Source organism: Ferrovibrio sp. GW821-FHT12D07 (assembly GCF_058807275.1).
In genome coordinates this window covers 1,485,499-1,510,381 of record NZ_JBXAQN010000001.1, presented here as the reverse complement: position 1 = coordinate 1,510,381, position 24,883 = coordinate 1,485,499, and the positions used below count along the sequence as shown (strand labels likewise).

The 24,883-nt window shown below is 64.1% G+C and carries 22 protein-coding genes and 1 tRNA gene; 14 read left to right on the top strand and 9 right to left on the bottom strand.

The annotated features are described in order from the left end of the window. Positions 1 to 91: 91 nt before the first annotated feature. Positions 92 to 706, bottom strand: coding sequence for a ribonuclease D (locus AC1RRE_RS07530; RefSeq protein WP_492980500.1), 615 nt, complete (start codon positions 704 to 706; stop codon positions 92 to 94). A 61-nt stretch (positions 707 to 767) separates the two neighbouring features. Next, positions 768 to 854: transfer RNA gene (locus tag AC1RRE_RS07525), tRNA-Leu, on the bottom strand. Positions 855 to 1,039: 185 nt separating this feature from the next. On the opposite strand from AC1RRE_RS07525, the gene AC1RRE_RS07520 reads away from it, so the two are divergent. From AC1RRE_RS07520 to AC1RRE_RS07505, 4 genes are all read left to right on the top strand, one after another. After that, entirely contained in the window at positions 1,040 to 2,152 is a 1,113-nt protein-coding gene (locus AC1RRE_RS07520; protein WP_492980499.1) for an NAD(P)/FAD-dependent oxidoreductase, read from the top strand. Beyond that, complete coding sequence (locus AC1RRE_RS07515) at positions 2,149 to 3,036, top strand: SMP-30/gluconolactonase/LRE family protein (protein ID WP_492980498.1); 888 nt, start codon at positions 2,149 to 2,151, stop codon at positions 3,034 to 3,036. The genes AC1RRE_RS07520 and AC1RRE_RS07515 overlap by 4 nt, the downstream gene beginning before the upstream one ends. A gap of 59 nt (positions 3,037 to 3,095) precedes the next feature. Then, positions 3,096 to 5,093, top strand: coding sequence for an acetoacetate--CoA ligase (locus AC1RRE_RS07510; RefSeq protein ID WP_492980497.1), 1,998 nt, complete (start codon positions 3,096 to 3,098; stop codon positions 5,091 to 5,093). 121 nt (positions 5,094 to 5,214) lie between these two features. After that, positions 5,215 to 5,823: a ferritin-like domain-containing protein gene (locus AC1RRE_RS07505; RefSeq protein ID WP_492980496.1), complete on the top strand. Its 609-nt coding sequence runs from the start codon at positions 5,215 to 5,217 to the stop codon at positions 5,821 to 5,823. A gap of 42 nt (positions 5,824 to 5,865) precedes the next feature. Here AC1RRE_RS07505 and AC1RRE_RS07500 read toward each other — a convergent pair whose 3' ends face one another. Beyond that, positions 5,866 to 6,759 (bottom strand): DMT family transporter, encoded by an 894-nt coding sequence (locus AC1RRE_RS07500; RefSeq protein ID WP_492980495.1) that lies wholly within the window; start codon positions 6,757 to 6,759, stop codon positions 5,866 to 5,868. A 224-nt stretch (positions 6,760 to 6,983) separates the two neighbouring features. Here AC1RRE_RS07500 and AC1RRE_RS07495 point away from each other — a divergent pair, with 224 nt between their 5' ends. Further along, positions 6,984 to 7,958, top strand: coding sequence for a TAXI family TRAP transporter solute-binding subunit (locus AC1RRE_RS07495; protein ID WP_492980494.1), 975 nt, complete (start codon positions 6,984 to 6,986; stop codon positions 7,956 to 7,958). A 136-nt stretch (positions 7,959 to 8,094) separates the two neighbouring features. Then, positions 8,095 to 10,122 (top strand): TRAP transporter permease, encoded by a 2,028-nt coding sequence (locus tag AC1RRE_RS07490; protein WP_492980493.1) that lies wholly within the window; start codon positions 8,095 to 8,097, stop codon positions 10,120 to 10,122. Here AC1RRE_RS07490 and AC1RRE_RS07485 read toward each other — a convergent pair. Continuing rightward, on the bottom strand, positions 10,119 to 11,915 hold the full coding sequence (locus AC1RRE_RS07485; protein ID WP_492980492.1) for a glycoside hydrolase family 17 protein: 1,797 nt from the start codon (positions 11,913 to 11,915) through the stop codon (positions 10,119 to 10,121). The genes AC1RRE_RS07490 and AC1RRE_RS07485 overlap by 4 nt on opposite strands. Positions 11,916 to 11,946: 31 nt before the next feature. Beyond that, positions 11,947 to 14,607 carry a glycosyltransferase gene (locus AC1RRE_RS07480; RefSeq protein WP_492980491.1) on the bottom strand — a complete coding sequence of 887 codons (2,661 nt, stop codon included), beginning with the start codon at positions 14,605 to 14,607 and terminating at the stop codon, positions 11,947 to 11,949. Positions 14,608 to 15,091: 484 nt separating this feature from the next. On the opposite strand from AC1RRE_RS07480, the gene AC1RRE_RS07475 reads away from it, so the two are divergent. Genes AC1RRE_RS07475 through AC1RRE_RS07465 form a run of 3 tightly spaced genes read left to right on the top strand, consistent with a single transcriptional unit; the run spans position 15,092 to position 17,644 of the window. Next, the gene (locus tag AC1RRE_RS07475) at positions 15,092 to 16,042 is read left to right on the top strand and encodes a DMT family transporter (RefSeq protein WP_492980490.1); all 951 of its coding nucleotides are present in this window, start codon (positions 15,092 to 15,094) and stop codon (positions 16,040 to 16,042) included. Positions 16,043 to 16,061: 19 nt separating this feature from the next. Continuing rightward, positions 16,062 to 16,439, top strand: coding sequence for a VOC family protein (locus AC1RRE_RS07470; protein WP_492980489.1), 378 nt, complete (start codon positions 16,062 to 16,064; stop codon positions 16,437 to 16,439). Positions 16,440 to 16,453: 14 nt separating this feature from the next. Continuing rightward, positions 16,454 to 17,644, top strand: coding sequence for a pyridoxal phosphate-dependent aminotransferase (locus AC1RRE_RS07465; protein WP_492980488.1), 1,191 nt, complete (start codon positions 16,454 to 16,456; stop codon positions 17,642 to 17,644). On the opposite strand, the gene AC1RRE_RS07460 is transcribed toward AC1RRE_RS07465, so the two are convergent. The 3 genes from AC1RRE_RS07460 to AC1RRE_RS07450 all read right to left on the bottom strand — a co-directional run bounded on the left by AC1RRE_RS07460 (position 17,645) and on the right by AC1RRE_RS07450 (position 19,712). After that, complete coding sequence (locus AC1RRE_RS07460) at positions 17,645 to 17,986, bottom strand: hypothetical protein (protein ID WP_492980487.1); 342 nt, start codon at positions 17,984 to 17,986, stop codon at positions 17,645 to 17,647. It lies immediately after the preceding gene. Then, positions 17,986 to 18,363 (bottom strand): hypothetical protein, encoded by a 378-nt coding sequence (locus AC1RRE_RS07455; protein WP_492980486.1) that lies wholly within the window; start codon positions 18,361 to 18,363, stop codon positions 17,986 to 17,988. The genes AC1RRE_RS07460 and AC1RRE_RS07455 overlap by 1 nt, the downstream gene beginning before the upstream one ends. A gap of 155 nt (positions 18,364 to 18,518) precedes the next feature. Continuing rightward, positions 18,519 to 19,712, bottom strand: coding sequence for a class I SAM-dependent rRNA methyltransferase (locus tag AC1RRE_RS07450; RefSeq protein ID WP_492980485.1), 1,194 nt, complete (start codon positions 19,710 to 19,712; stop codon positions 18,519 to 18,521). Positions 19,713 to 19,790: 78 nt separating this feature from the next. Here AC1RRE_RS07450 and AC1RRE_RS07445 point away from each other — a divergent pair, with 78 nt between their 5' ends. From AC1RRE_RS07445 to AC1RRE_RS07430, 4 genes are read left to right on the top strand one after another with little or no spacing between them, the layout of a single operon-like run. Then, the gene (locus AC1RRE_RS07445; RefSeq protein WP_492980484.1) at positions 19,791 to 20,201 is read left to right on the top strand and encodes an HIT domain-containing protein; all 411 of its coding nucleotides are present in this window, start codon (positions 19,791 to 19,793) and stop codon (positions 20,199 to 20,201) included. A gap of 18 nt (positions 20,202 to 20,219) precedes the next feature. After that, positions 20,220 to 20,522, top strand: coding sequence for a SemiSWEET family sugar transporter (locus AC1RRE_RS07440; protein ID WP_492980483.1), 303 nt, complete (start codon positions 20,220 to 20,222; stop codon positions 20,520 to 20,522). Between the two features lie 25 nt (positions 20,523 to 20,547). Continuing rightward, the gene (locus AC1RRE_RS07435) at positions 20,548 to 21,564 is read left to right on the top strand and encodes a TAXI family TRAP transporter solute-binding subunit (RefSeq protein ID WP_492980482.1); all 1,017 of its coding nucleotides are present in this window, start codon (positions 20,548 to 20,550) and stop codon (positions 21,562 to 21,564) included. 14 nt (positions 21,565 to 21,578) lie between these two features. Next, positions 21,579 to 22,556, top strand: a complete 978-nt coding sequence (locus AC1RRE_RS07430; protein WP_492980481.1) for a quinone oxidoreductase family protein — start codon at positions 21,579 to 21,581, stop codon at positions 22,554 to 22,556. 9 nt (positions 22,557 to 22,565) lie between these two features. On the opposite strand, the gene AC1RRE_RS07425 is transcribed toward AC1RRE_RS07430, so the two are convergent. Further along, entirely contained in the window at positions 22,566 to 23,213 is a 648-nt protein-coding gene (locus tag AC1RRE_RS07425) for a glutathione S-transferase family protein (protein ID WP_492980480.1), read from the bottom strand. A gap of 98 nt (positions 23,214 to 23,311) precedes the next feature. Between AC1RRE_RS07425 and AC1RRE_RS07420 the strand changes: the two genes are divergently transcribed. Further along, positions 23,312 to 24,685 (top strand): leucyl aminopeptidase family protein, encoded by a 1,374-nt coding sequence (locus AC1RRE_RS07420; protein ID WP_492980479.1) that lies wholly within the window; start codon positions 23,312 to 23,314, stop codon positions 24,683 to 24,685. Positions 24,686 to 24,883: the final 198 nt, after the last annotated feature.

The window sequence follows — 24,883 nt, the reverse complement described above, 5'->3', positions numbered from 1 at the left end:
GCAAATGCAAACCGCATGACCGGTTCGCGACCAATTTCAGCAGGTTGTGGAAAAAATCGCCTTTCGGGCTAAAAGCCCGAAATCAATGGGATCAGTGGGCGAAAATATCGTCCTCGGGCCAACCGGCGAGATCAAGTTCGGCTCGGGCGGGCAGGAACCCGAAGCAGGCTTCGGCCAGGGCCATGCGGCCTTCGCGGGACAGCATGCCGTCCAGCACGGTCTTGAGCTGATGCAGGTTCAGCACATCCGACGCGGCATAGCGCTGCTGCGCTTCGGTCAGGTCATGCGCGCCCCAGTCGGACGACTGCTCCTGCTTGGAAATCTCCACCCCGATCAGGTCGCGGCAAAGGTCCTTCAGGCCATGGCGATCAGTGAAGGTGCGTACCAGCTTGGAGGCCGTGCGGGTGCAATAGACTGGCGTGGTATTGGCGCCGACATACTGCTTCAGCGCCGCGAGGTCGAAACGGGCGAAGTGAAACAGCTTCAGGATTTTCGGGTTTTCCAGCAGGCGCTTCAGGTTCGGCGCGTCATAGCCGGTACCGCTGCGGAACTGCACCAGGTGGGCATTGCCGTCGCCGCCCGAAAGCTGCACGACGCAGAGACGGTCGCGCAGCGTGCGCAGGCCCATGGTCTCGGTGTCGACAGCCACCACGGCGCCGAGATCAAGGCCGTCCGGCAGGTCATTCTGATATACGGTGATGGCCATTTTTTTGCGGTGCTCTCTCTTGCGGGCGCGTCCGGAACTCACGGCGCGGCAATCGAGGAATTGGTGCCCAGGATAAGACTCGAACTTACACGACCTTTCGGTCACTAGCACCTGAAGCTAGCGCGTCTACCAATTCCGCCACCTGGGCAGGGTGGGACAACCGAGGCCGTCCCGACCGAGGCGTGTGTTTACGGCTCCGCCCTGGAGAAGTCAAGCGCCGTCCCATGGCAATTTCAGGCCTTTTCCCGACCATGAAGCCCAAGGCTTGCAAGGACTTCCACCGCTGCGGAAACTGGGTCCGGATTGTCAGCGAAAGACGAGTGGCCGGGTAAAATGGATAGCGTGGAATGTCTGGTGATCGGGGCCGGGGTGGTCGGTCTGGGCGTGGCCCGGGCCCTGGCCAGGCGGGGTCGCGAGGTGGTGATCGCGGAAGCCGCCGGCCTGATCGGCAGCGAGACCTCCTCGCGCAATTCCGAAGTCATCCATGCCGGCATCTACTATCCGGCCGGCAGCCTGAAGGCCCGGCTCTGCGTCGAGGGCAAGGAGGCCCTCTATGCCTATCTGGCCAAACGCCATGTCGGCCACAAACGCTGTGGCAAGCTGATCGTCGCCGCCGATGACAGCCAGATCGCAGACCTGGAAGCGCTGAAGGCAAAAGCCGAAGCCAATGGTGTGATGGATTTGCAATGGCTCACGCGCGAGCAGGCGTTGGCGCTGGAGCCACATCTGCATTGCACGGCGGCGCTGCTGTCGCCGTCCACCGGCATCATCGACAGCCACGGGCTGATGCTGGCCTATCAGGGCGAGGCCGAGGAACACGGCGCCATGCTGGCGCTGAATGCGCCCGTCATCCGCGGCGAAGTCGCCAATGACGGCATCATTATCGAGACCGGCGGGCCTGATCCGATGACCCTGAAGGCAAAGCTGGTGATCAACAGCGCCGGTTTTGCCGCGCAGGGCATCGCCGCGAAGATCGCCGGCGTGCGGTCCGACAGCATCCCGGGCAGTTACTACGCCAAGGGCAACTACTTCATCCTGTCCGGCGTGAAGCCGCCGTTTTCGCGACTGATCTATCCGATCCCCACGCCCGGCGGCCTCGGCACTCATGTCACCATCGACATGGGCGGCCAGATGCGCTTCGGACCCGATGTCGAATGGGTCGATGCGGTGGACTACAACGTCAACCCTGCACGCGGCGACAGCTTCTATGCAGCCGTGCGGCAATACTGGCCCGGCCTGCCCGATGGCGCGATCCAGCCCGGCTATGCCGGCATCCGCCCCAAGCTCAGCCGTGCCGGCGGCAAAGGCGACGACTTCGTCATCCAGGGACCCGAGCAGAGCGGCGCACCGGGCCTGATCAATCTCTACGGCATCGAAAGCCCGGGGCTTACGGCCTCGCTCAGCATCGGCGAATACGTTGCCGATCTGGCTGATCGCAGCCTATGAGCACCGCCACCTGTCTGCTCGACGGCAAGTTCGATCTGGCGGAATCGCCTGTCTGGTCGGTGGCGGAGCAGAAGCTGTGGTTCATCGATATCCATGTCGCCCATTTGCACTGTCTCGATCCGGCGACGCAGGCGCTGGAAAGCTGGGACATGCCGGCGCATATCGGCTGCATCGCACAGGCCGCCGCTGGCGGGCTGATTGCGGGCCTGCGTGACGGCATCTGGAAACTTGCGCCGGTCAGCGGCCGTCATCGCAAACTGGCGCCCGCGCCGTTTGATTCAAGCCTGATCCGTTTTAACGATGGTCGCTGCGACCGCCAGGGCCGTTTCTGGTCCGGCGGCATGACCGACAACCGCCAGCCGGAGACCGCGCTCTACCGCTTTGATGGCGACGCGCTGATCCGTCAGGACTTGGCCGGCAGCATCGCCATTTCCAACGGCCTCGCCTGGAGTCCCGATGGCGTGACGATGTATCACGCCGATACGCCAACCTGCTGTGTCTATGCCTATGATTACGACGTGAAGACGGCTGCGATTTCCAACCGCCGGCTGTTTCTCGATCTGCGCGCGGCCGGCGAACGCCCCGACGGTGCGGCGGTCGATGCGGCCGGCAATTACTGGGTGGCGCTGTATGGTGCCGGCAAGGTCGTGCAGTTCTCGGCTGCCGGCGAACGACTGCGTGAGATTCATCTGCCGGTGAAGGCGCCGACCATGCCCTGCTTTGGCGGTGCGGACACGAAAACGCTGTTCATCACCACGGCGCGGCAACGTCATACCCCCGAGGAACTGGCCGCCATGCCGCTGGCCGGCGGCATCTTTACGGCACGCGTCGATATTCCGGGACTGCCCGAAACGCCCTGGATCGACTCTTCCCGGGCCGGCTGATGCATTTTTCTTGTGGATCGCTAAGCTGACCGGAAAAGAATGATCTTCCGGGAGCGATCATGACCGAGACGCAAGCGCCTGCCCTGCTGTGGACGCCGTCAGCCGACCGTATCAGCCGCAGCCAGCTGCGCCGCTATATGAACTGGCTGGCCAAAGAGCGCGGACAGAGCTTCGCCGATTACGACGCGCTGTGGCGCTGGTCGATCGACGATGTCGAAGGCTTCTGGGCCTCGCTGTGGGATTACTTCCAGATCAAGGCCGCCAAGCCCTATGACAGGGTGCTGGCCGACCGCACCATGCCGGGTGCGAAGTGGTTCACCGGTGCGGAAGTGAACTATGTCGACCAGGTGCTGCGCCACGCCACCGACAAGAAACCGGCGATCCTTCATTCTTCCGAGACGCAGCCGCTGCAAGCAATGTCCTGGACCACGCTGCGCGGCCAGGTCGCTTCCGTGGCGGCGCATCTGCGTCAATCAGGCGTGAAGCGCGGCGACCGCGTGGTGGCCTATGCGCCCAACACGCCGGAAACCATCGTCGCCTTCCTTGCCACCATCAGCCTCGGCGCGGTCTGGTCGGTCTGTTCGCCCGATATGGGCTTGAACGCGGTGCTCGACCGTTTCCGCCAGATCGAACCGGTGGCGCTGTTCGCCGTGCCGTCCTGTGATTACGGCGGCAAGCATTTCGACAAGGGCGATGTGCTGACCGCGCTGGTCGAGGCGCTGCCCACGGTGAAAAACCTGATCCTGATGCCGGGCAAGACTGCCCATGCCCTGCCTGGTCGCGTGCAGACCGCTGAATGGCCCGGCATCATCGCGCAGCCGGCCGAACTGAAGGTCGAACCTGTGCCCTTCGATCATCCCCTCTGGGTGGTCTATTCCTCGGGCACGACCGGACTGCCCAAGCCGATCGTGCACGGCCATGGCGGCATCCTCATGGTCATCATGATGATGAATGCCTTGCACAACGACCTGCATGCCGACGACATCTTCCACTGGTATTCCAGCACCGGCTGGATCATGTGGAACGCGCAGGTGTCTGGCCTGCTGGTCGGCGCGACCATCGCCATTTATGACGGCAGCCCAAGCTGGCCCGACTGGAACCGGCTGTGGCAGTTTGCCGGCGAGGTGAAAGCCACGTTCTTCGGTGCCGGCGCGGCTTTCTACGCCAACTGCCAGAAGGCCGGCGTGGAACCGCGCAAGGTCGCTGATCTTTCGACCCTGCGCACGGTGGGCTCCACCGGCTCGCCGCTGTCGGAAGACAGTTATGCCTGGATCTACGATCAGCTCGGCAAGGATATCTGGCTGTCGCCGATTTCCGGCGGCACCGATTTCGCCGGCGCTTTCGTCGCCGGCTGCGTGCTGATGCCGGTCTATGCCGGCGAGATGCAGGTGCGCTGCCTGGGCGCGGATATCCAGGCCTTCGACGATCAGGGCAAGCCGCTGCAGGATGAAGTGGGCGAACTGGTCTGCGTGTCGCCCATTCCCTCGATGCCGCTCTACCTGTGGAACGACAAGGATGGCCAGCGGTATCGCGACAGCTATTTCGACATGTATCCGGGCATCTGGCGGCATGGCGACTGGATTCGCATCACGCCGCGCGGCGGCGCGGTGATCTATGGCCGCTCGGACGCCACCATCAACCGCTACGGCCTGCGTCTGGGCACATCTGAAATCTATCGCGCCGTCGAGGAACTGCCCGAGATACTGGATAGCCTTGTCGTCGACCTGGAATATCTGGGCCGCGACAGCTACATGCCGCTGTTCGTGGTGCTGCGGCCGGGCCTGACCCTGGATTCGGCGCTGAAAGACCGCATCAACCAGGCGATCCGTAAGGCGGTGTCGGCGCGCTTTGTGCCAAACGATATCTTCCAGGTGGCCGAAGTACCGCGCACGCTGTCAGGCAAGAAGCTGGAAGTGCCGGTGAAGAAAATCCTGCTCGGCCAGGCGGCCGACAAGGTGTCCAATGCCGGCACCATGGCCAACCCGGGCAGTCTGGCCTGGTATGTCGATTTCGCGACAGAGCGCGCCAGAACCGGAGCCGGCATCACGGCAGCGTGAACGCCGGCAGTCCGGCTTTGTAGCGGTTGTCACAGCGCAGAGTCATCCAGTGCGCGATCCAGCCTCGTATCTCCCGCACGCAACCGGCATGGGCCGGTGGCGCTGAGAGGGAGAGCTTCCAATGACCATGCCCCAAACCGGTCTTGTCGTTCCTGAAGAGACCATCGTTCATCCGCGCCGCCATTTCCTGCGTACCGCCGGCACCGCCACCCTGTCGGCCACCGCCGTCGCCCTGCTGATGGGCTGCGAAAGCATGGCCCGCAACACCATGGCCAATCCGGCCGAGGATGTGAAAATCCTCAACACCGCGCTGGGCCTGGAATACCAGGCGATCACCGCCTATCAGATCGGTGCCGAAACCGGCCTGCTGCCAGCACCCGCCCTGTCAGCCGCCGTGCTGTTCCAGAGCCACCACAAGGAACATGCCGCTGCTCTCGACGCGACGGTGCGCAAGCTCGGCGGCATGCCGGTCGGCATGCCGGACAAGGCCGCGGTCGCCACCGCGATCAACGCCGCGTCGATCAAGACCGCCAATGACATCCTGATGGCCGCCGCCCGCCTCGAGAAGGGCGCCAGCGACACTTACCTGAGCGTGATTCCGGCCTTCAATGATGCGCAGCTGGCGAAGATTGCCGGGCGCATCGCCGCCGACGAGACCATGCACTGGACCGCGCTGCAGGCCGTGATGCAGCAGGCCCTGCCGCCCAAGGCCCTGAGCTTCGGCGCGTAAAGACGTAAACGCGACGGCCTGCCTGTCTCAACAGGCGGGCCGTCAGTTCTTCTGGTCTTTTAACTGGGCGCGTCTTGCCAGCAGGATGCCGACCAGCACCACGATGCCACCACCGATCTGCAGCGGAGACAGCCCTTCGCCCAGCCACAGCCAGCCGAAGAAGGCCGCCGTCACCGGCTGGATCAGAATCACCAGCGACGAGAATGACGCCGGCAGATGGCCGAGAGCATAGGCGATCAGCCCCTGTCCCAGCGCATGGCTGATCCAGGCCAGGCCGAACAGAACGGCCCAGCCATTCAGGGACGACGGCAGCAGATATTCACCCATCAGCCAGGCAGCCGGCAGCAACACCAGCGCGGAAACAAGGCTCGACCACAGCATGATGTCCTGCGTGCCGTGTCGGCCGCGCAGCTTGGCCACCGCGATCATGTAGGCGCCATAGAAACAGGCCGTGGTCAGCGCCAGCAGATCGCCGAACACATTGTCGCCGCCGACCTGGAAGCTGGAACCGACCAGCATCATCGCACCGCAGATCGAGACCAGCAGCGCCAGCAGGAAGGCGCGACTGACGCGCTCGCGCAGCACCAGCCAGGCGCCCACCGTCACGACAACCGGCGCGAAATTCGACAGCAGTGTCGAATTGGCCACCGAGGTGTACTGGATTGCCAGATGCCAGAAGAACAGGTCGCCGGCGAACAGCAGACCGGGGATCAGCAGCAGCGGCAACGGCGGCAGACCGGTCGTCGCGCCCTCCGTGGGGCGGAAGCGCCAGACCAGCCAGAGCGGCGGCACAGCCAGCATCGTGCGGTAGAAGCCGGTCGCCGTCGGGCCCACTTCCGAGAGCCGCACGAAAATCGGCGAAAAAGCGATGGCGATGGCACCCAGCACAAGGGCGGCGAGCGCAAGGCGACTGGCGGAACTGGCGGCGGATGACATGAACGGGGCTGCTGTGTGTTTTGTTATAATCCCGGGCTTAGCGCCGAAGTCGGTCAAACACAACCGCGATGCTGCCTTCCTTTTGCGCAACATACTGAACAGACACGTTCTTGTGCGCTGCGGTAGCGGCGAATAAGGGTTGATTTGCAGCCGTGCCGTTCCGTATCGTCTGGACGCTGCTTTTCAGACCGCCGCATCAAAGCGGCATCCAGGAGGAAACAAGAATGAAACGCCTTATGTTTGGCGCGGCGCTGGCCGGCCTGCTGTTCGCTTCGGCTGCTGTCCCCAATAGTGCTTGGGCGCAGACCAAGAATCTCTCGATCGTCACCGGCGGCACCGGCGGTGTCTATTATCCGCTGGGCGGCGGCCTCGCCAACCTGCTGACCAAGCATGTGCCCGGCTGGCAGGCGACGGCCGAAGTCACCGGCGGCTCGGTCGACAATCTCAAGCTCGTCGGCGCCAAGCGCGCCGATATCGGCTTCTCAATGGCCGATGCCTCGCTGGATGCCTCGCGCGGTGAAGACAAGTTCAAGGGCGCCGCGGTCAGCCATCGCACGCTGGCCGTGCTCTATCCGAACGTCATGCATGTGGTGACCACCGTCGCCAGCGGCATCAACACCATGGCCGACCTCAAGGGCAAGCGCGTCTCGACCGGTTCGGCCGGCTCGGCCACCGAAGTCATGGCCTTCCGCGTGCTGGAAGCCGCCGGCCTCGACAAGGACAAGGACATCAAGCGTGAGCGTCTGGGCGCCGCTGAATCGACCAACGCGGTCAAGGACGGCAAGATCGACGCCTACTTCTGGGTCGGCGGCGTGCCGACCTCGGCGGTCACCGACCTTGGCGCCACGCCTGGCGTGAAGCTGAAGCTGGTCGATCATTCCGATGTTGTCGCCAAGATGAACGGCAAGTACGGCCCGCTCTATGCTGCCGGCACCATCCCGGGTGGCACCTATCCGGGCCAGGACAAGGACAACGCGATGTCCAGCGTCTGGAACATTCTGTTCGTCGCCGACAACATGGATGAGACCACGGCCTACAACATCACCAAGACCATCTTCGAGAAGCGCGACGAATGGGCCCAGGTGCATGCGGAGGCCAAGAACGTCAAGCTGGAAAGCCAGAAGAAGGCCAATACTCCGGTCCCGTTCCATCCCGGTGCGCTGAAGTATCTGGCTGAAAAGGGCGTCAAGGTCGAATAACGACCGCTCTCATAAACACCGCGTAAAACCACAAGAGCCCCGCCGCAGCATTGGCTGCGGCGGGGCTCGCTGTTAAAAGACTGGGCGTTACTACAGGGTATGCCGCCGGACCAGGGCGCATCAGGGGGAGTCAGAGATGACGCAGGAAACAACCAAGAGCAGCACCGAGGCTATGATTGAGCCCGGCGCGCTCGACAAGGAAACCCAGCGCAAGGTCGAGGAATATATCGAGCAGGAAGAAGGCGCAGCCAATCGCCTCTCCGGCTGGACCGGCCACCTGATCACCGCCATCGCCGTGACCATGACCCTCTTCCACATGTATGCCGCCTACGACATCGTGCCGACCCAGGAGCTGCGCCCGATCCATGTCGGCTTCGTCATGCTGCTGGTCTTCCTGCTCTATCCCGTGGCGCTGCGCTTCCGCGACCGCATCCGCTGGTGGGACGTGCTCACCGCGCTGATCGGCGTCGCCACCATGGCCTATCTCGTGATGGGCGGCGACGACCTGACTGACCGCGCCAGCCTGCCAAACCAGACCGACGTGATGGTCGGCACCGTCTTCATCATCTTGATCCTGGAAGCCACCCGTCGCACCACCGGCCCGATCATGCCGGTCGTCGGCATCCTGTTCATTCTCTACGCGATGTTCGGGCCCTATCTGCCGGCGCCCTGGACCCATCGCGGCTACGATGCCGAACGCCTGGTCGGCCATCTGTTCATGACGCTGGAAGGCATCTTCGGTTCGGCCGTCGATGTGTCATCCAGCCTGATCATCCTGTTCACCATCTTCGGCGCCATTCTTCAGTTCTCCGGTGCCGGCAAATTCTTCATCGACTTCTCTTTCTCTGCCATGGGCGGCAAGAGCACCAGTTCGGGCCGCGCCATCGTGCTGTCCTCCTTCCTGCTCGGCGGTCCGTCGGGTTCGGGCGTGGCCACCACGGTGACGATCGGCTCGGTCGCCTGGCCGATGCTGAAGAAGTCGGGTTATGTCGCCTCGGCGGCCGGTGGCCTCCTGGCTGCTGGCGGTCTGGGCGCGATCATCTCGCCGCCGGTGCTGGGCGCCGCCGCCTTCCTGATCGCCGAATTCCTCAAGATTTCGTATCTCGACGTCATCCGCATGGCCGCCATCCCGACCGTGCTCTATTATTTCTGCCTTCTGGCAATGGTCGAACTCGATGCCGGCAAGTACAACATCGCCGATGTCGATCTGGGCAAGCGCGACAGCCTGTGGACGCTGACCAAGCGCTATGGCTACCACTTCAGCTCGCTGTTCTCGATCGTCATCCTGATGCTGTTGGGCTTCTCGCCCGTGCTGTCGGTCTTCTGGGCGACGATTGCCGCCATCGTGGTCAGCTATTGCCGCCGCGAAAGCGCGCTGACGCCGAAGAAGCTGATCGATGCGCTGGCCGCCGGTTCGGTCGGCGTGCTGGGCACGGCTGCAACTTGTGCGTCGGCCGGCATTATCGTCGGCGTGGTCACGCTGACCGGCCTGGGACTCAAGTTCAGCGCCATCGCCATCGCCTATGCCGGCGGCAGCCTGGTGCTGACCGCCATCTACACGGCGCTAATCGTGTGGATCGTCGGCCTGGCCGTGCCGGTGACCGCCTCCTACATCATCTGCGCAGTCATCGCCGCGCCGGCGCTGATCCAGCTCGGCGTGCCGGACTATGCCGCGCATATGTTCATCTTCTACTACGCCGTGCTGTCGGAAGTGTCGCCGCCCACCGCGCTGTCGCCGTTTGCGGCAGCCGCCATCACCGGCGCCGACCCGTACCGCACGACGCTGCAGTCATGGAAATACACCATGCCGGCCTTCCTGGTGCCGTTCGTCTTCGTGCTTGATCCGAACGGCGTCGGCCTGCTGCTGGAAACGCCCAAGGGCGGCGACTGGACGCAGATCGCCACCGTCACGCTGGCCACCGCCATCGGCATCTGGGCCTATGCGGGCGCCACGCAGGGCTGGCTGTTCGGCAAGACCGGCTGGCCGGTGCGTATCGCGCTGATCGTCGCCGGCACGCTGCTGCTGTTCCCGACGCTGATCGACGCTTTCTTCGACGTCATCACCAAGGAGCAGATCGCGCCGCTGAAGATCGCCGGCGTGGTGCTGGCCTTCGGCCTCGCGGCCTACCAGCGGCTGCGGGCGAAAGCCCTCGCCGCCTCCTAAGCGGCAGCCTTGCTTCCCACCGGCGCGGCTTCGCTGCACCGGTGATGCAGCGCCAGCAGCAGGTTGCCGAGCAGCGGCAGGGCATAGGCCGCTGCGATCGCACACCAGTAGACCGCCTCGCGGTTGCTGACCTTTTCCAGCAGAAGCGCCAGAACCGGCAGGCTGAGCAGCAGAAATGCCAGTAGCGCCTCACCACCCATGCGCATGGTGGCGGTCGCGCCCCGGATATCGGCAAAGCCGGTGGCGAGCGCGTAATGCGCCAGGCCGTCGCCATCCGCCGCTGTGGCCGGGCGCTGCCAGAGCGAAATCAGGCGCAGGCCCAGGAAGCCGACCAGCGGCAGCAGGAAATAGTCGATCGGGAAATCGCGATAGCGGCCGGCCGCCACCAGCATGATGCCGTGATAAATGACCCAGAGCGACAGCAGGCCGTACACCCATTCCGCCATGCGCATCCGCGCCAGCGCCGGTTCGGCACGCAGCAGCTTCAGGCCGCGCGGCAGCTCGGTCAGGCGCAGGCCCAGCGACGTCATCGGCAGAGCCGGACGCACGCCGCCGCGCAGACGATCCAGCACCTCGCGCAGCAGCAGCAGCGCGAACAGGCCTTCCGCGCCGATCAGCAGCGCGGCCTGCGCGTTGTGCATCATGGTGTAGTTGTATTCCAGGCCATGCTCGATCGCGGCAGCCAGCAGCGCACCCAGAATCTGGGTGAAGGCGACCGTCACCGCGATGGCGGCAGGCGGCAGTGCGATCACCGCCTGGGCATGCAGCACCAGCACGATCAGGCTGATCAGCACCGCCAGGCCGGCAAAGAGCGGCCATTCCGGCAGATTGGATACCTTGCCGCCGACATCGAATTTCGGCTGACGCAATTCGTTCAACACGCCCCAGGCCGCGCCCACGGTGCCTTCCAGCTTTTCCTTCCACGGCTGGTCGAAGGCCTCGACCAGGTTGTAGGACAGCCCTTCCTGCTGGGCCAGACGCATGAAATCGGCGATGAAGCCCGCGGCTTCCGTGCGTGACGGGACGGCGTCGCGGCGCGAGCGGCCTTCCGATGGCCAGCCAACCTCGCCAATGGTGATCGGCTTGCCCGGCAGCTTGGCCTGCACGGTGCGGTAGACATCCATGATATGCGGCATCGAATGCGCGGCCGCGATCGGTGTGTCTTCCCAGTAGGGCAGGAAATGCACGGTGACGAACTCGACTTCGTTCAGCAGTTGCGGGAAGCGCAGCCAGAACTCCCACACATCGGCATAGGTCACCGGCTGCTTCACCGCCGCCTTCACCTTGCGGATATAGGCGATCAGTTGGTCGACGGTCAGGTCCTTGCGCAGCAGCACCTCGTTGCCCACCACCAGCGACTTGATCGCATCAGGGTAGCGGTTGGCCAAGTCGATGGCGGCCTGCACTTCCTTGTCGTTGATGTCGAATTCCGGCCCAAGCCAGACACCCTGCATCACATTGAGGCCCAGCTTCCGCGCTTCCGGCGGCACGATCTCCAGGCCCTCGCGGGAAGTATATGTCCGGATGCCGCGCGCGATGCCTTTCAGGCTCTGCAGATCCTCGATCACCTGATCAGGCGTCGGATAAACCTTGTTCAACGGGCCTTGTCCGCGCCGGAACGGCGCAAATGACACGCTTTCGATCATGCCCAGCGCTGGTCCGCTGGGCTTATGCCCCACCTGCACCGGATGATTGGGCGCCCACCAGCCGGCGACATTCACGGCAGCGGCAATGGCAATGCAGGCCAGCAGCCACAGAAAGCGGGAGGCCGTCCTGGATGTCGGCGCATGCATGATTGTTATCCGTCGTGACTTGAGTGATCGGTTACTGCGCGGGACTGCCCTGCTCGCTCGGCGTCGTGGCGGGCGCCGGGGCAGGAATGGCAGCCGTCTTGCTGGGCGGCTTCGGCGTGGTGCTGATGAAGGCCAGCACCAGCGAAGCCCAATACGGCACCGACTGCGCCCACATCACCACCGCCCACAGCCGCGCTTCGGGGTCTTCGCCGCCCTGGAAATTCCACATGCCGATACCGGCCAGCAGCAGCAGCACGGCGATCAGGGTTTCCTCCTGCGCCATGATGAAGGCCTGCACGACAGCAGCCTGGTCCTCATGCTTGGGCGTGCGGATGAAGGGCAGCTTCGAGGTGAACAGGCCGTAGATCATCGCCTTGGCGATGGTGTAGGTCAGCGCCAGGCCGGCGAGACCCGCGCCCATGCGCTGGCGGAAGCTGCAGGGCACGCGGATTTTATACAGCCACAGGAACTGCGCCAGCTTGGCGCCGAACACAGCGACGACCGGCAGCAGGAACAGCGCCAGCGGCAGTTCGAAATACTTCGGCAGGATCAGCACGCCGACCGTCCAGGCCAGCGAGGCGATGGCAAAGATCAGACCCAGCGCATCGGCGAACCACGGCAGCCAGCCGGTGACGAAATGATAGCGCTGCATCGGATCGAGCTTGCGCTCATCACCCGGCAGCATGTCGCGCCAGTGGCGCTTGATGATCTGCACTGCGCCATAGGCCCAGCGGAAGCGCTGGCTCTTGTAGCCCGAGAAGGTGTCAGGGGTCAGGCCATAGCCGTAGCGTTTGTCGGTGTAGACAGAATGCCAGCCGCCGGCGAGCAGGCGCAGGCCCATCTCGGCATCCTCGCAGATGCACCACTCAGCCCAGATGCCGACATGATCGATGGCGGCCTTGCGCACCAGCGTCATGGTGCCGTGCTGGATGATGGCGTCGCGCTCGTTGCGCTGAACCATGCCGATCTGGAAGAAGCCGGCATATTCCCAGTTGATGTATTCCTTGAAGCGATCGTCGCGCCAGTCATAATGATCCTGCGGCGCCTGCACGAAGCCGATATCGGCGCGGTCGAAATACGGCACCAGCGACTTCAGCCAGTCGGGCTCGACCAGATAATCGGCATCGATCACGCCGACGATCTCGACATCCTTGGCGGTATTGCGCAGCGCGAAGTTCAACGCGCCGGCCTTGAAGCCCTTCAGCGGCGAGACGTGGAAGAACCGGAATTTCTCCTCACCCAGCTGCTTGCAGTATTCCTCCACCGGACGCCAGACCTTCTCGTCCTTGGTGTTGTTGTCGATGATCATCACATCGAAGTTCGGATAATCGAGCCGATTCAGCGCATCCAGCGTGCGCTTCACCATTTCCGGCGGTTCGTTGTAGCAGGGGATATGGATCGACACCTTGGGCCAGGCGCGCTCGACATCGGTGCGGAACGGCAGGAAGTGGCGCTGCCGTCGGCTTGACCAGATCACTTCTGATAGCTCAAGCCCTTCGGCCAGCACCACCATGAACAGCAGCAGCAGCAATGGCAGCAGCATCGCCCACATCAGCGCGATGCCTGGACTCATGTAGGTGCGCAGGCCGGAATCCACCACCATCACCAGCGCGCTGGTGATGACCTGGATCAGCGCGATGAAGAAGACGCGACCCGAGAAGCGCAGGTCGGACCAGCGCGCCAGGAACCAGGCCATCAGCGGCAGCGCCAGCAGGATCGAGGCGGCGGCAAGCTGCGGCCAGTGCGGACGGTCGCTGACCGGACCCGTCATCGGGAATTTCGGCGTGCGGTCGGCATTGAAGACGCCCCAGTAGGCGCCGACCGAGCCTTCGATGTTGCGCTTCCACGGCTGGTCGAAGGCTTCCTGGATGTAATAGTCGAGGCCGCGCTGGTTGGCGATATTGAGGAAGCCGCGCAGGAAGGCGGCCTGGCTGGTCGGGCTGGGCACGGCGTCGCGACGCGTGCGGCCTTCCGACGGCCAGCCGATTTCGGTGATCACCACCTTCTTGGTCGGGTAGGCGTCCTTCACCTGCTGATAGCGGCTGAGCGCATATTCCACAGCCTTTTCCGGCGACTGGCCTTCCCAATAGGGCAGCAGATGGATGGCGATGAAGTCGACTTCACGGCCAAGCTGCGGATAGCGCAACCAGATATCCCAGGTTTCCGGCGTCGACACTTCGACATGGCGGCCGCGGTTGGCAAGACTGGTGCGCACGCGGCGGATATACTCGACCAGGTCCTGGATCGGCATGTCGGCGCGCAGCAGCGTTTCATTCCCGACCAGCACGCGCGTGATGTTCTGCTGCGCGATCACGGTCTCGATCAGTTTGTTGATCTCTTCCTCGTTGCGCTCCAGGCGGCCGTCGAGCCAGCTGCCCTGCATCACCTCGAAACCGTAGCGGCCGGCGATCTCGGCGATCTTGCCCTGGCCATCCAGCGTCGAGTAGCTGCGGATGCGCTTCACCTGGCCGGAGAGGATCTGCATGTCCTGCTCGATATCGGCATCGGTCGGGTATTTGTTGTTGCGCGGATCCTGGTCGCCGCGGAACGGCGAGTAGTCGACGCCGCTGATCACCTCGCCCCAGGCCCGCGGTTCGATGGGCCGGTTCATGTAGGCCCAGCCGGCCAGATTGAGGACGGCGACAATGAGAAGGACGAACAGTCCCGAATAGCGCATGGCAGACTTGGACACGGATGCCCCGGAGCGAAGGAGGAAAACCAAGACGAAATGACTGAGCCGGAGCAACCCGTATCGGCCCGGACCGCCTGCACCGGTCGACCCGGCTGGCAGTCTGAATAGGCAGGCAATATGGCGGCTTTACGGCGGTCGCCGGACTATAGGGGCGGTCCGGAAAAGAGTCGAGGGGACGGCAGTTTACCGCCCCTTAAGACTACGGCCCGGGCTGGACGGGAGGCCAAGGCGGAGATCGTCCGTCTTCGTCGCGCGCAAGGCGAAGGTTGAACGCGCATCCTTGGTCATCGGCAGGGCCGTAAGCTGGGCCGTCGGCAGCCACGCAGCCCACCAAGTCGATCAGGGTTCAAATTCCGCACTATATGCCGTGAATACTGTGATTTATGGACATTTATCGCTGAAATGTTCACACGGCAGGCGGGGGAGTCACGACATGTGGCGCCGTTGCGGCCATCCTGCATCCGCCGACCGTCGGAGTCCGTCCATGTCCACCGATAACAGTCTTCCCGCCCCGCCTTCCCCCATCGCCTCGGCCGAGCCGGGCCGCCTGCTGGGGGCCGCCGCCGGGCTGGCGACGGTCATGCTCTGGGCCATCGGCCTGATCGCCACCCGTTTCGGCGTCACCGGATCGCTGTCGTTGTGGGATGTGGTCTTCCTGCGCATGGCGCTGCCGGCGCTGGTGCTGGCACCCCTGCTGCTGCGCCTGCCATCCCTGCCGCCCGCCGGATCCAACCGCAATCGCCAGTTGCTCCTGCTGGCAATTGTCGCCGCCGGCGCCGGCCTGCCCTTCATGCTGACCGGCAGCAGCGGCATGCTGTTCGCACCAGCCGCGCATGCCGGCGCGCTGATGCCCGGCAGCATGCCGCTGTTCGCCGCCTTGCTCGCCGTGATCTTCCTGGGCGAGCGCTTCACTGCCCAACGCCGTGCCGGCACGCTGCTGATGCTGCTGGGCGCCATCGCCATCGGTGGCTGGCAGGTGGTCCATGGCGACGCCGCCACCTGGCGCGGCGACCTGATGTTCGTCTGCGCGGGCGCCATGTGGGCCTGCTACACGGTGGCGATGAAGAAAAGCGGCATCGGCGCCTGGCAAGCTGCCGCTATCGTCTTCACCAGCGCCTTTGTGCTCTACACGCCGGTCTATCTGATCTGGCTCGACAGCCGGCTGCTGACTGCGCCGGTCTTCGAGATCGCCGTGCAGGTGGCGCAGTCGATCGGCTCCGGCCTGCTCAGCATGGCGACCTATGGCTATGCCGTGCGCCGCCTGGGCGCAGCGCCCGCCGCCGCCTTTGCGGCACTCACCCCGGCGCTGACCGCCCTGCTGGCCGTGCCGCTGCTCGGCGAATGGCCCGAGACCGCAACCTGGCTTGGCATTATCGCCGTCAGCCTCGGTGTCGCGCTCGCCAACGGGGCCTTTTCCCGGTATGCTCGAAACTAACCTGCAATGAGGTTAGACAATGTTCGACCATATTTCCATCGGTGTGCGCGACATGGCGCGCGCCAGCGCCTTCTATGACGCCACCCTGAAACCGCTGGGCTACATCCGGCTTTACCAGGGTGATTATGGCGTCGCCTATGGCGCGCAACATCCGCAATTCTGGATCGACCGCACGGATTCGCCGGTGCCGCCCGATCCGAAATCCTGTTTCCATCTCTGCTTCCGCGCCGAAAGCCGCGCCGCCGTCGATGCCTTCCACGCCATGGCGCTTCAGCATGGCGGCACCGACAACGGCCCGCCGGGTCTGCGCCCCCAATACACCCCCACGTATTACGCCGGCTTCATCATCGACCCGGACGGATATCGCATCGAAGCGGTGTGTTACGCCGCCGATTGAGTCATAGTGCGCGGATGCTGGATCACATCGACAAAGTCTTCATCCCTGAAGCGTCGGCACGCAGCGATGTCGAGATCTACCAGATGTGGGAGGTCTTCAAGGCGGTGAATGCCAAGGTGAAAGCTGGCGGCAAGGTCGTCAGCCTGCTCGCCGGCGAACCGACCCTGCCGCCGCCGCAGGCCGCCATTGCTGCTGCGCAAGCCGCGCTCTCCAGCGGCAAGCCGCTCGGTTATACCGAGGCGCTGGGCATCCCGGCACTCCGCGAGGGCATTGCGCAGCTCTACAAGCATCGCCACGGCCTCGACATTCCGATGGCGCGCGTCGCCGTCACCGTCGGCACATCGGCGGGCCTGATGCTGGCCTTCCTCGCTGCGTTTTCGGCCGGCGATACCGTGGCGGTGGTCGAGCCGAGCTATCCGGCCTATCGCGGCACGCTGAAATCCATCGACCTTGTGCCGTATCGTCTGGCCACCGATGCCAGCACCGGCTACCAGGTGACGCCGGCGATGATCGCCGCCCTGCCCGATCATGTGAAAGGCGTGGTGATCGCCAGCCCGGCCAATCCCACCGGCACGATGCTCTCTGCTGCCGACCTGCAGGCGATCTACGATACCTGCCGGCGACGCGGCCTCTGGTTGATCGTGGATGAGCTCTATCACGGCGTGACCTACGACCGCCCGGCCGACACCGTGCTGGCGGCGGGCAACGACGTCATCGTCATCAACGGTTTTTCGAAATACTGGGGCATGACCGGCTGGCGCATCGGCTGGCTGGTGCTGCCCGAGCGGCTGGTGCAGCGCATCGAGGGCCTGCACGGGTCGTTGCAGATTTCCGCACCGACGCTGTCGCAGCTGGCCGGACTGGCCGCGCTGGACGCCGATGCCGAACTGGTCGGCCGCGTTGCCGCCTACAAGCGCAACCGCGACGCGCTGCTGGCCGCCTTGCCGCGCTGGGGCATCACGCGCTTCGCGCCGCCCGATGGCGCCTTCTATCTCTATGCCGATGTCAGCGGCTTCACGGATGACTCTGTCGCCTTCTGCAAACGCATCTTGGAAGAAACCGGCGTGGCCACCGCGCCCGGCGTCGACTTCGATACAGCGGATGGTCGCCACTATCTGCGGCTCAGCTTCTGCATGGATGCCGCCATCGTGGACGAGGCAATCGAGCGCCTGGAGCCGTGGTTCAAAAGCCTGAACCGGCGTTGATCAGTCGCGCCGGCCAGAAGTAGCACGCCGCTGCTGCATGCATTGCGCGACGAAGCTGTTATAGCTGCGATAGTCGTAAATAGGGACTTCCTGCACCTCACAGACAGTCTTGGTATAGGAATCGCAATTCCGATCCTTGGCGCTGCAGGATTCCACCGGGCGACACACGCGCTCCCGCCGGTATCCCGTCACCTTGATCCATTGGCGATTTTGTGTCTCGCAGATTTCCAGATCGGTGTGTATTGGAAGGCATTCACTGCGACCGGGAAACAGGCTGCAATGCTGGTCATAGACCTCACACCCCGACAGCAGCAGCGTCACAACAATCAACAGCGCCCGCATCAGAATAGCGGCCGGTTGAAGTAGATGTCGTAATTGGCCAGCCCCTGTTGGCGCATGCATTGCGACACGCCAGCATTGTAGGCGGTGTAATCGTAGATCGGTTCATGTGAGGTGCTGCAGCGTTCGTACCCACCCCAGCATTTGCCTTTCTTGTTGCACTGTTTAGGCTCTTGCCGGCAGGTCGTCTCCACCCGCTCGCCCACCTGGCGAATCAGGAAGCGGTTGCCCACCTTGCACTGATCCCAGTCTTCATAGGCGGCGTAGCATTGCGCCTTATTAGGCAGCGATCCGCAGTGATAGTCGGCGCAGCCTGACAGCAACAGAACAGGCAGCGCAACCAGCGCTGTACGCACGCACCAACGATAAAAGGTAGACATGGCCGTTCCCGACGCGGGCGAGGGCTTCCATGCATCAGCCGATCTTGTCAGGTCGACGCGCCCGCCATGGGCGCGCCGGTCTTTTTTATGGAAGCCTGCCTGATGAAAATGCTGCCGCCGCTTGATGGCGGAATTGCGGCAGCGTTACTTCAACCTTAGTCGATCTGCAGCAACTGCCATTTCAGATAGGCGCTTTCGGGCAGATGCGGATGCACCGGGTGATCCGGCCCAGCGCCGCCGCTATAGAGAATCCGCCCCGTCCGGCCGGCCGTGTTGAGCCCGATGGCGATTTCCTTGGCGAAGACCTCGCCCGGCAGCAGATACGCGCAGCAGGCGACGAACCAGATGCCGCCCGGCCGCACCAGCGGTGCCGCCAGCTTGGCCAGCTTGCGATAGGCGCGGCTGCCCGGCCCGAGGTCCTTGCGGCTTTTGACGAAGTTGGGCGGATCGGTGACGACGACGCCGAACTGCGCCTTCTCGGTGTTCAGCTTCTCCAGCGCGAGGAAGGCCTCGGCCTTCTCGAAGGATGCGACCTTGGCCAGGCCATTGTCCTTCGCCGCCTTGGTCGCCTGTTCGATGGCGAGTTCGGAGCGGTCGATGCCGCGCACGCTTTTTGCGCCGGCCTTGGCGGCCGTGAGCGAAAAAGCGCCGCTGTTGCAGTAGAGGTCCAGCATGTCCTGACCCTTGGCCAGCGCCGCCAGCTTGGCGCGCGCCTCGGCCAGATCGAAATACCAGCCGGTCTTCTGGCCTTCGAGCAGATCGAGCGCAAAGCGCGCCCCGCCCTCGTCCACGCCGGCCGGCTTGTCGAGACTGCCGGCCGCGAGGCGGATCTCCTGCTCCAGCCCTTCCAGGCCGCGCACGGGAGAATCGTTGCGCAGCACGATGGCGCGCGGCTTCAGCAGCGCCTGCAGCGCCTCCAGCAGAGCCGGCAGCAGCGTTTCGGCGCCGGCGGTGTTGGCCTGCACGCTCAGCACGTCGTCATAGCGGTCGATGACGAATCCGGGCATGCCATCCGCTTCCGCGTGCACCAGGCGGTAATACGGACGGGTGAAGCAGCGTTCGCGGAGGTTGAGCGCGGCCTGCAACCGCTGGCCCAGGAAGGCGGCATCGACTCGCTCGTCGACATTCCCGCTCCATAAACGGGCGGCAATCAGCGAATGCGGATTGAAACTGGCGACTCCGAGTCCCCCGCCATGCGAGTCGTACAACCGCACAAGGCTGCCGGGTGGAAGCGCCTTGGCTTGCGCGTCTAGTGCAATCTCATTGGAGTACACCCACGGATGGCCACCCCTAACACGGCGCTCTTCGCGCGGTTTCACGCGCAGAACGGGCAAAGCATTGATGGGCATGGACAAATCCTCACTGAATGGTCTATCAGCGCACAGCGGAGTCTGCTCTGCGCAAAATTTGAAAGCGAACCTTAATCGATGTTCACCCTGCACGACCAGTTGCGCCGCGACACTTTCGCCGTGTGTCGCATGAAGCTCTGCCTCGTCCAGCTGATGAATGACAGCCAGTATCCCTGGCTGATCCTGGTCCCCGCTGTCGAGAACGTCACCGAGATCGCCGACCTCAACGAGAAGCAGCGCAAGCTGCTGATAAACGAAATCGCCCAGGCCCAGCGCGTGCTGCAGCATTGCTACAGCCCCTTCAAGCTGAATGTCGGCGCGCTCGGCAATATGGTGCCGCAGCTGCATGTGCATGTGATCGCCCGCACCAAGGAAGACCCGGCCTGGCCCGGTCCGATCTGGGGCAAGCAGCCGCCGGTGCCCTATGACGATGCCGGCCTGCGCGCCGCCATCGCCAAGCTGCAGAACGCCTTCATCACGCGCGTCTGACCGCCTATACTGGCCATCATGGCTGGCGACTCCCTGACACCTGATTTGATCGAGCTGATCGGCATGATCGCCGGCCTGCTCACCACGCTCGCCTATGTGCCGCAGGTGGTGAAGGTCTGGCGCAGCCGCTCGGCCCGCGACATCTCGTTGGGCATGTTCCTGCTGATGAATACCGGCATCGCGCTCTGGCTGGTCTATGGCCTGCTGATCGCCTCGCCCGGCCTGATCGGGGCCAATCTCGTCTCGCTCGGCCTCACGGCCTCGGTGCTGGTGGCCAAGCTGAGGTTCGACCGCCCAACCAGCACCATCACTGGCCAGTAAGGCCGCTGCATCGTATAACCGGCTCATGCGCCGCCGGGATTTCCTGAAGACATCTCTGGTCCTGGGCACCGCCGCCGCGGTCGCCCCGCTGCAGGCCGTGCAGGCCCGCGAAACCGGCGGGTTTTTCCGCATCCTCACCGGCTCGGCCCATACCACCGCCTTCCCGGTCGGCACCACGGTGGCCGGCGTCATCTCGAACCCGCCGGGCAGTCGCCCCTGCGACAAGGGCGGCTCCTGCGGCGTGCCCGGGCTGATCGCCGTCGCCCTGACCAGCCAGGGCAGTGTCGCCAACCTCGCCGCCATCGGCAATGAAAGCATCGAAAGCGGCTTTGCCCAGGCCGATCTGGTCGCCAGCGCCTGGCAGGGCGAGGGTCTGTATTTCCGCCGCGCCAAGCAGGCGAACCTGCGCGTGCTGGCCAACCTCTACCCTGAGACCATCCATCTGGTGGTCCGCCGCAACAGCAACATCGGCGATATCCGCGACCTGGTGGGCAAGCGCGTCTCCATCGACCGCGTCGGCTCCGGCATCCGCTTCAACGCCGAGATCATCCTCACCGCCCATGGCCTGCGCATGAACCAGCTCCGCGTGCTGGAGGTCGATCCGGGCGAGGCCGCCGACCTGATGGCGAAAGACGAGCTCGATGCCTTCTTCCTCGTCTCCGGCCAGCCGGCGCCCACCGTGGGCGATCTCACCGACCGCGGCATCGCCAGCCTGGTGCCGCTGTCGGGCCGCCAGATCGAGGGCGCGCTGCGCCGCCATCCCTTCTTCAACCGTGATGTCATCCCGGCTGGCACCTATAACAACGTGCCCGAGACCGAGACGCTGGGCATCGGCATGCAATGGGTGGTGCCGGAAAGCCTCGATCCCTATCTGGTCTATGAAATCCTGCGCGCGCTATGGCACCCGCGCAACCGCAAGCCGCTCGATGCCGGCCATGCGATGGCCCAGCGCATCCGGCTGGGCACGGCGCTGCTGGGCATTTCCATTCCGCTGCATGCAGGCGCCGAGCGTTTCTATCGCGAAATGAAGCTGATCACCTGACGCTGGGTCCCATCATGAAAAGCAAACGTGTTGTGCTGCACGCATTCGGTGCACCCGAGGTCATGCAGATCGAGACTGTCGACCTGTCGCCGCCGGCTGCCGGCGAAGCGCAGATTCGCCAGACCGCCATCGGCTTCAATTTCATCGACGTCTATCAGCGCAGGGGCGCCTATCCGCTGCCCTCGCCCACCGGCCTTGGCCATGAAGCGGCCGGCGTGGTGGAAGCCGTCGGCGACGGCGTGACAGGGATCGCTGTCGGCGATCACGTGGCCTACATGAATGCCGGTGTCGGCGCCTATGCATCCGCGCGTAATGTGGCCGCAGACAAACTGGTGAAGATTCCGGCCGGCATCAGCGACGAGGCCGCGGCCGCGCTGCTGTTCAAGGGCATGACCGCGCAATATTTGCTGCGCAAGACGCACAAGGTGGCACTGGGCGACCTGGTGCTGGTGCATGCCGCGGCCGGCGGCGTCGGCCAGATTCTCTGCCGCTGGGCCAAGGCGCTGGGCGCCGCCGTGATCGGCACGGCGGGTGGCCCGGCGAAATGCGAGATCGCGCGCAAAGCCGGCTGCGACATCGCCATCGACTACAATCAGGATGACTGGGCGGAAAAACTGCTCGCCGCCACCGGCGGAAAGAAGGTCCGCGTCGCCTATGATTCAGTGGGCAAGAGTACGGCGGTGAAGACGCTTGACCTGATCGCACCCTTCGGCCTGCTGGTGATCTATGGCGCGGCCTCTGGTCCTGCACCTGCCTTCGAGCCGGAACTGCTGAACAAGAAGGGCTGCCTGTTCCTGACCCGGCCGTCAGTCTTCCCGCATAATGCCGACCCGGCCACCTTCCGCGCCAATGCAACCGAACTGTTCGATGCCATCGCCAAGGGCCATGTGCTGCCCGAGATCGGTGCGCGCTTCACGCTGGACCAGATCGTCGACGCGCATAAGGCGGCAGAAGCCCGCGCCACGACCGGCGCGATTGTGATGACGCCGTAAAACCTTGCCTCAATGCCCCGGCAGGACGTCTTCCTTCGCGCCGGCGGCGATCCATTCCTGCATCGCCGGCATGGCATAGATCGCATTCACGTAAGCCTCTGACACCGGGTCCATCGCGATGCCGTAGGTGCGCAGGCGCGTCGCCACCGGGGCGTACATTGCATCTGCAATGGTGAAGGGACCGAACAGGAATACACCCTCCGAGCCAAAACGGCCGCGGCAGTCCTGCCAGATCTGCTGCACGCGGGCGATGTCCAGCTTGGCCTCGTCGCTGGCGGCCCGCGGCAGACTACCCAGTTTGTTGATATCCATCGGCAGGTCGGTGCGCAGGTTCGAGAAACCGGAATGCATCTCGCACATCACGCTGCGCGCCACCGCGCGGGCGCGGGCATCCTCGGGCAGCAGCTTCGCCTCGGGCCAGGTTTCGGCGACATATTCGCAGATCGCCAGACTGTCCCAGATCGTAAGATCGCCATGCTTGAGCACCGGCACGCGACCGGCCGGCGAATGCAGCAGGATGTCTGCCTTGGTTTCCGGTCGACGCAGGATGATCTTCACTTCCTCGAACGGCTGGCCAGCCGCCTTCAGCGCCAGCCAGGCCCGCAGGCTCCAGCTCGCATGGTTCTTGTTGCCGATGATGAGGGTGAGATCGCCCACGGGATTCTCCTGAATCATTGCCCGTCATTATTCCGTTATACGGGCCGAAACCTTATAAACGAGGCTCTGCCTGTCGCCCACTATCCTGAGGCTTCGCCGTGCCTGCCACCCTGATCACAAAGTCGAGCACTGCCCTTCCCGTCGAGACCAGCACCGCCAGGCAATGGACGGCGCGCCTGTCGAAGGAAAAGGGCCTGGTCGCCGGACTGGCTGCCAGCCAGAGTTTCGCCGCCAAGCCCGGACAGGTTCTGGTTGTGCCCGATGCAAAGACCGGCAAGCCGGCGCGGATCATGGCGGGCATCGGTGAAACGCCGGACCTCTGGTCCTATGCCGCCATCGCCGCAGCCCTGCCGGCTGGCGATTACAAGCTGACGGATACGAAAGCCGGCGATGTCGCGGCGCTGGGCTGGGCGCTGAATGCCTATCGCTTCGACCGCTACAAGAAGATCGACAAGAAAACCGTGCGCCTGGTCTGGCCGGCCAAGGCCAACCAGCAGCGCGTGACGGCGTTGCATGACGGCATCGTGCTGGCGCGCGACCTGATCAACACCCCGGCCAGCGACATGGGCCCGGCCGAACTGGCGGAAGCCGCGCGCGGCGTGGCGCTGCTGGGCAATGCGGAGTTCAACGCCATCATCGGCGACGACCTGCTGGAGCAGAACTATCCGATGATCCATGCCGTGGGCCGCGCCTCCACGCGCCTGCCGCGCCTGATCGACCTGCGCTGGGGCAACCCCAAGCATCCGAAGCTGACGCTCGTCGGCAAGGGCGTCTGCTTCGATACCGGCGGCCTCGATCTCAAACCGTCGGCCGGCATGCTGATGATGAAGAAAGATATGGGCGGCGCCGCGGTGATGCTGGGGCTGTCCACTGTCATCATGGCAATGAAACTGCCGGTACGGTTGCGCCTGCTGATCGCCGCCGTCGAGAACAGCGTGTCGGGCAATGCTTTCCGTCCGGGCGATGTGCTGACCAGCCGCAAGGGCCTGACAGTCGAGATCGGCAATACCGATGCCGAAGGCCGTCTGGTGCTGGGCGATGCTTTGGCCGAGGCCGATTCCGAGAAGCCCGACTGGCTGATCGACGCGGCAACGCTGACCGGTGCTGCACGCGTCGCGGTCGGCCCTGACCTGCCGCCATTGTATTCCACCGACGATGCGATGGCGCAGGCGCTGCTCGATGCGGGTCTTGCCGTGAACGATCCGCTGTGGCGCATGCCGCTGCATGCCGGCTATCGCGAATATATCGAAGGCAAGGTCGCCGATATCAGCAACTCGGGCGACACGCCCTTTGCCGGCTCGATCACCGCCGCACTGTTCCTGAAGGAATTCGTCGAGAAGGCGAAATCCTACGCGCATCTCGACATCTATGCCTGGAGCGCGAAGTCGCGTCCGGGCCGTCCGCTGGGCGCCGAGGCCACCGGCCTGCGCGCGCTGTATGCGGCCATCGAGAAGCGTTACGGGAAGAAATAAGACCGTCTGAAGGCGAGTCCCGGCGGCCTGCGGCGTCCTAGCTGGCCGAAAAGCCCTATTTTCTCACAGCGATCACCGGAATCGGGTCAGGGGTCACAACCCGGTCACAGGCGTCACAGCCTTGTCGGCGGCGGAAAACCGGGCTTTGCCGTAGCTTCTCTCCATACAGTCGAGGCTCGATAGAAAAGCCTCACGAAA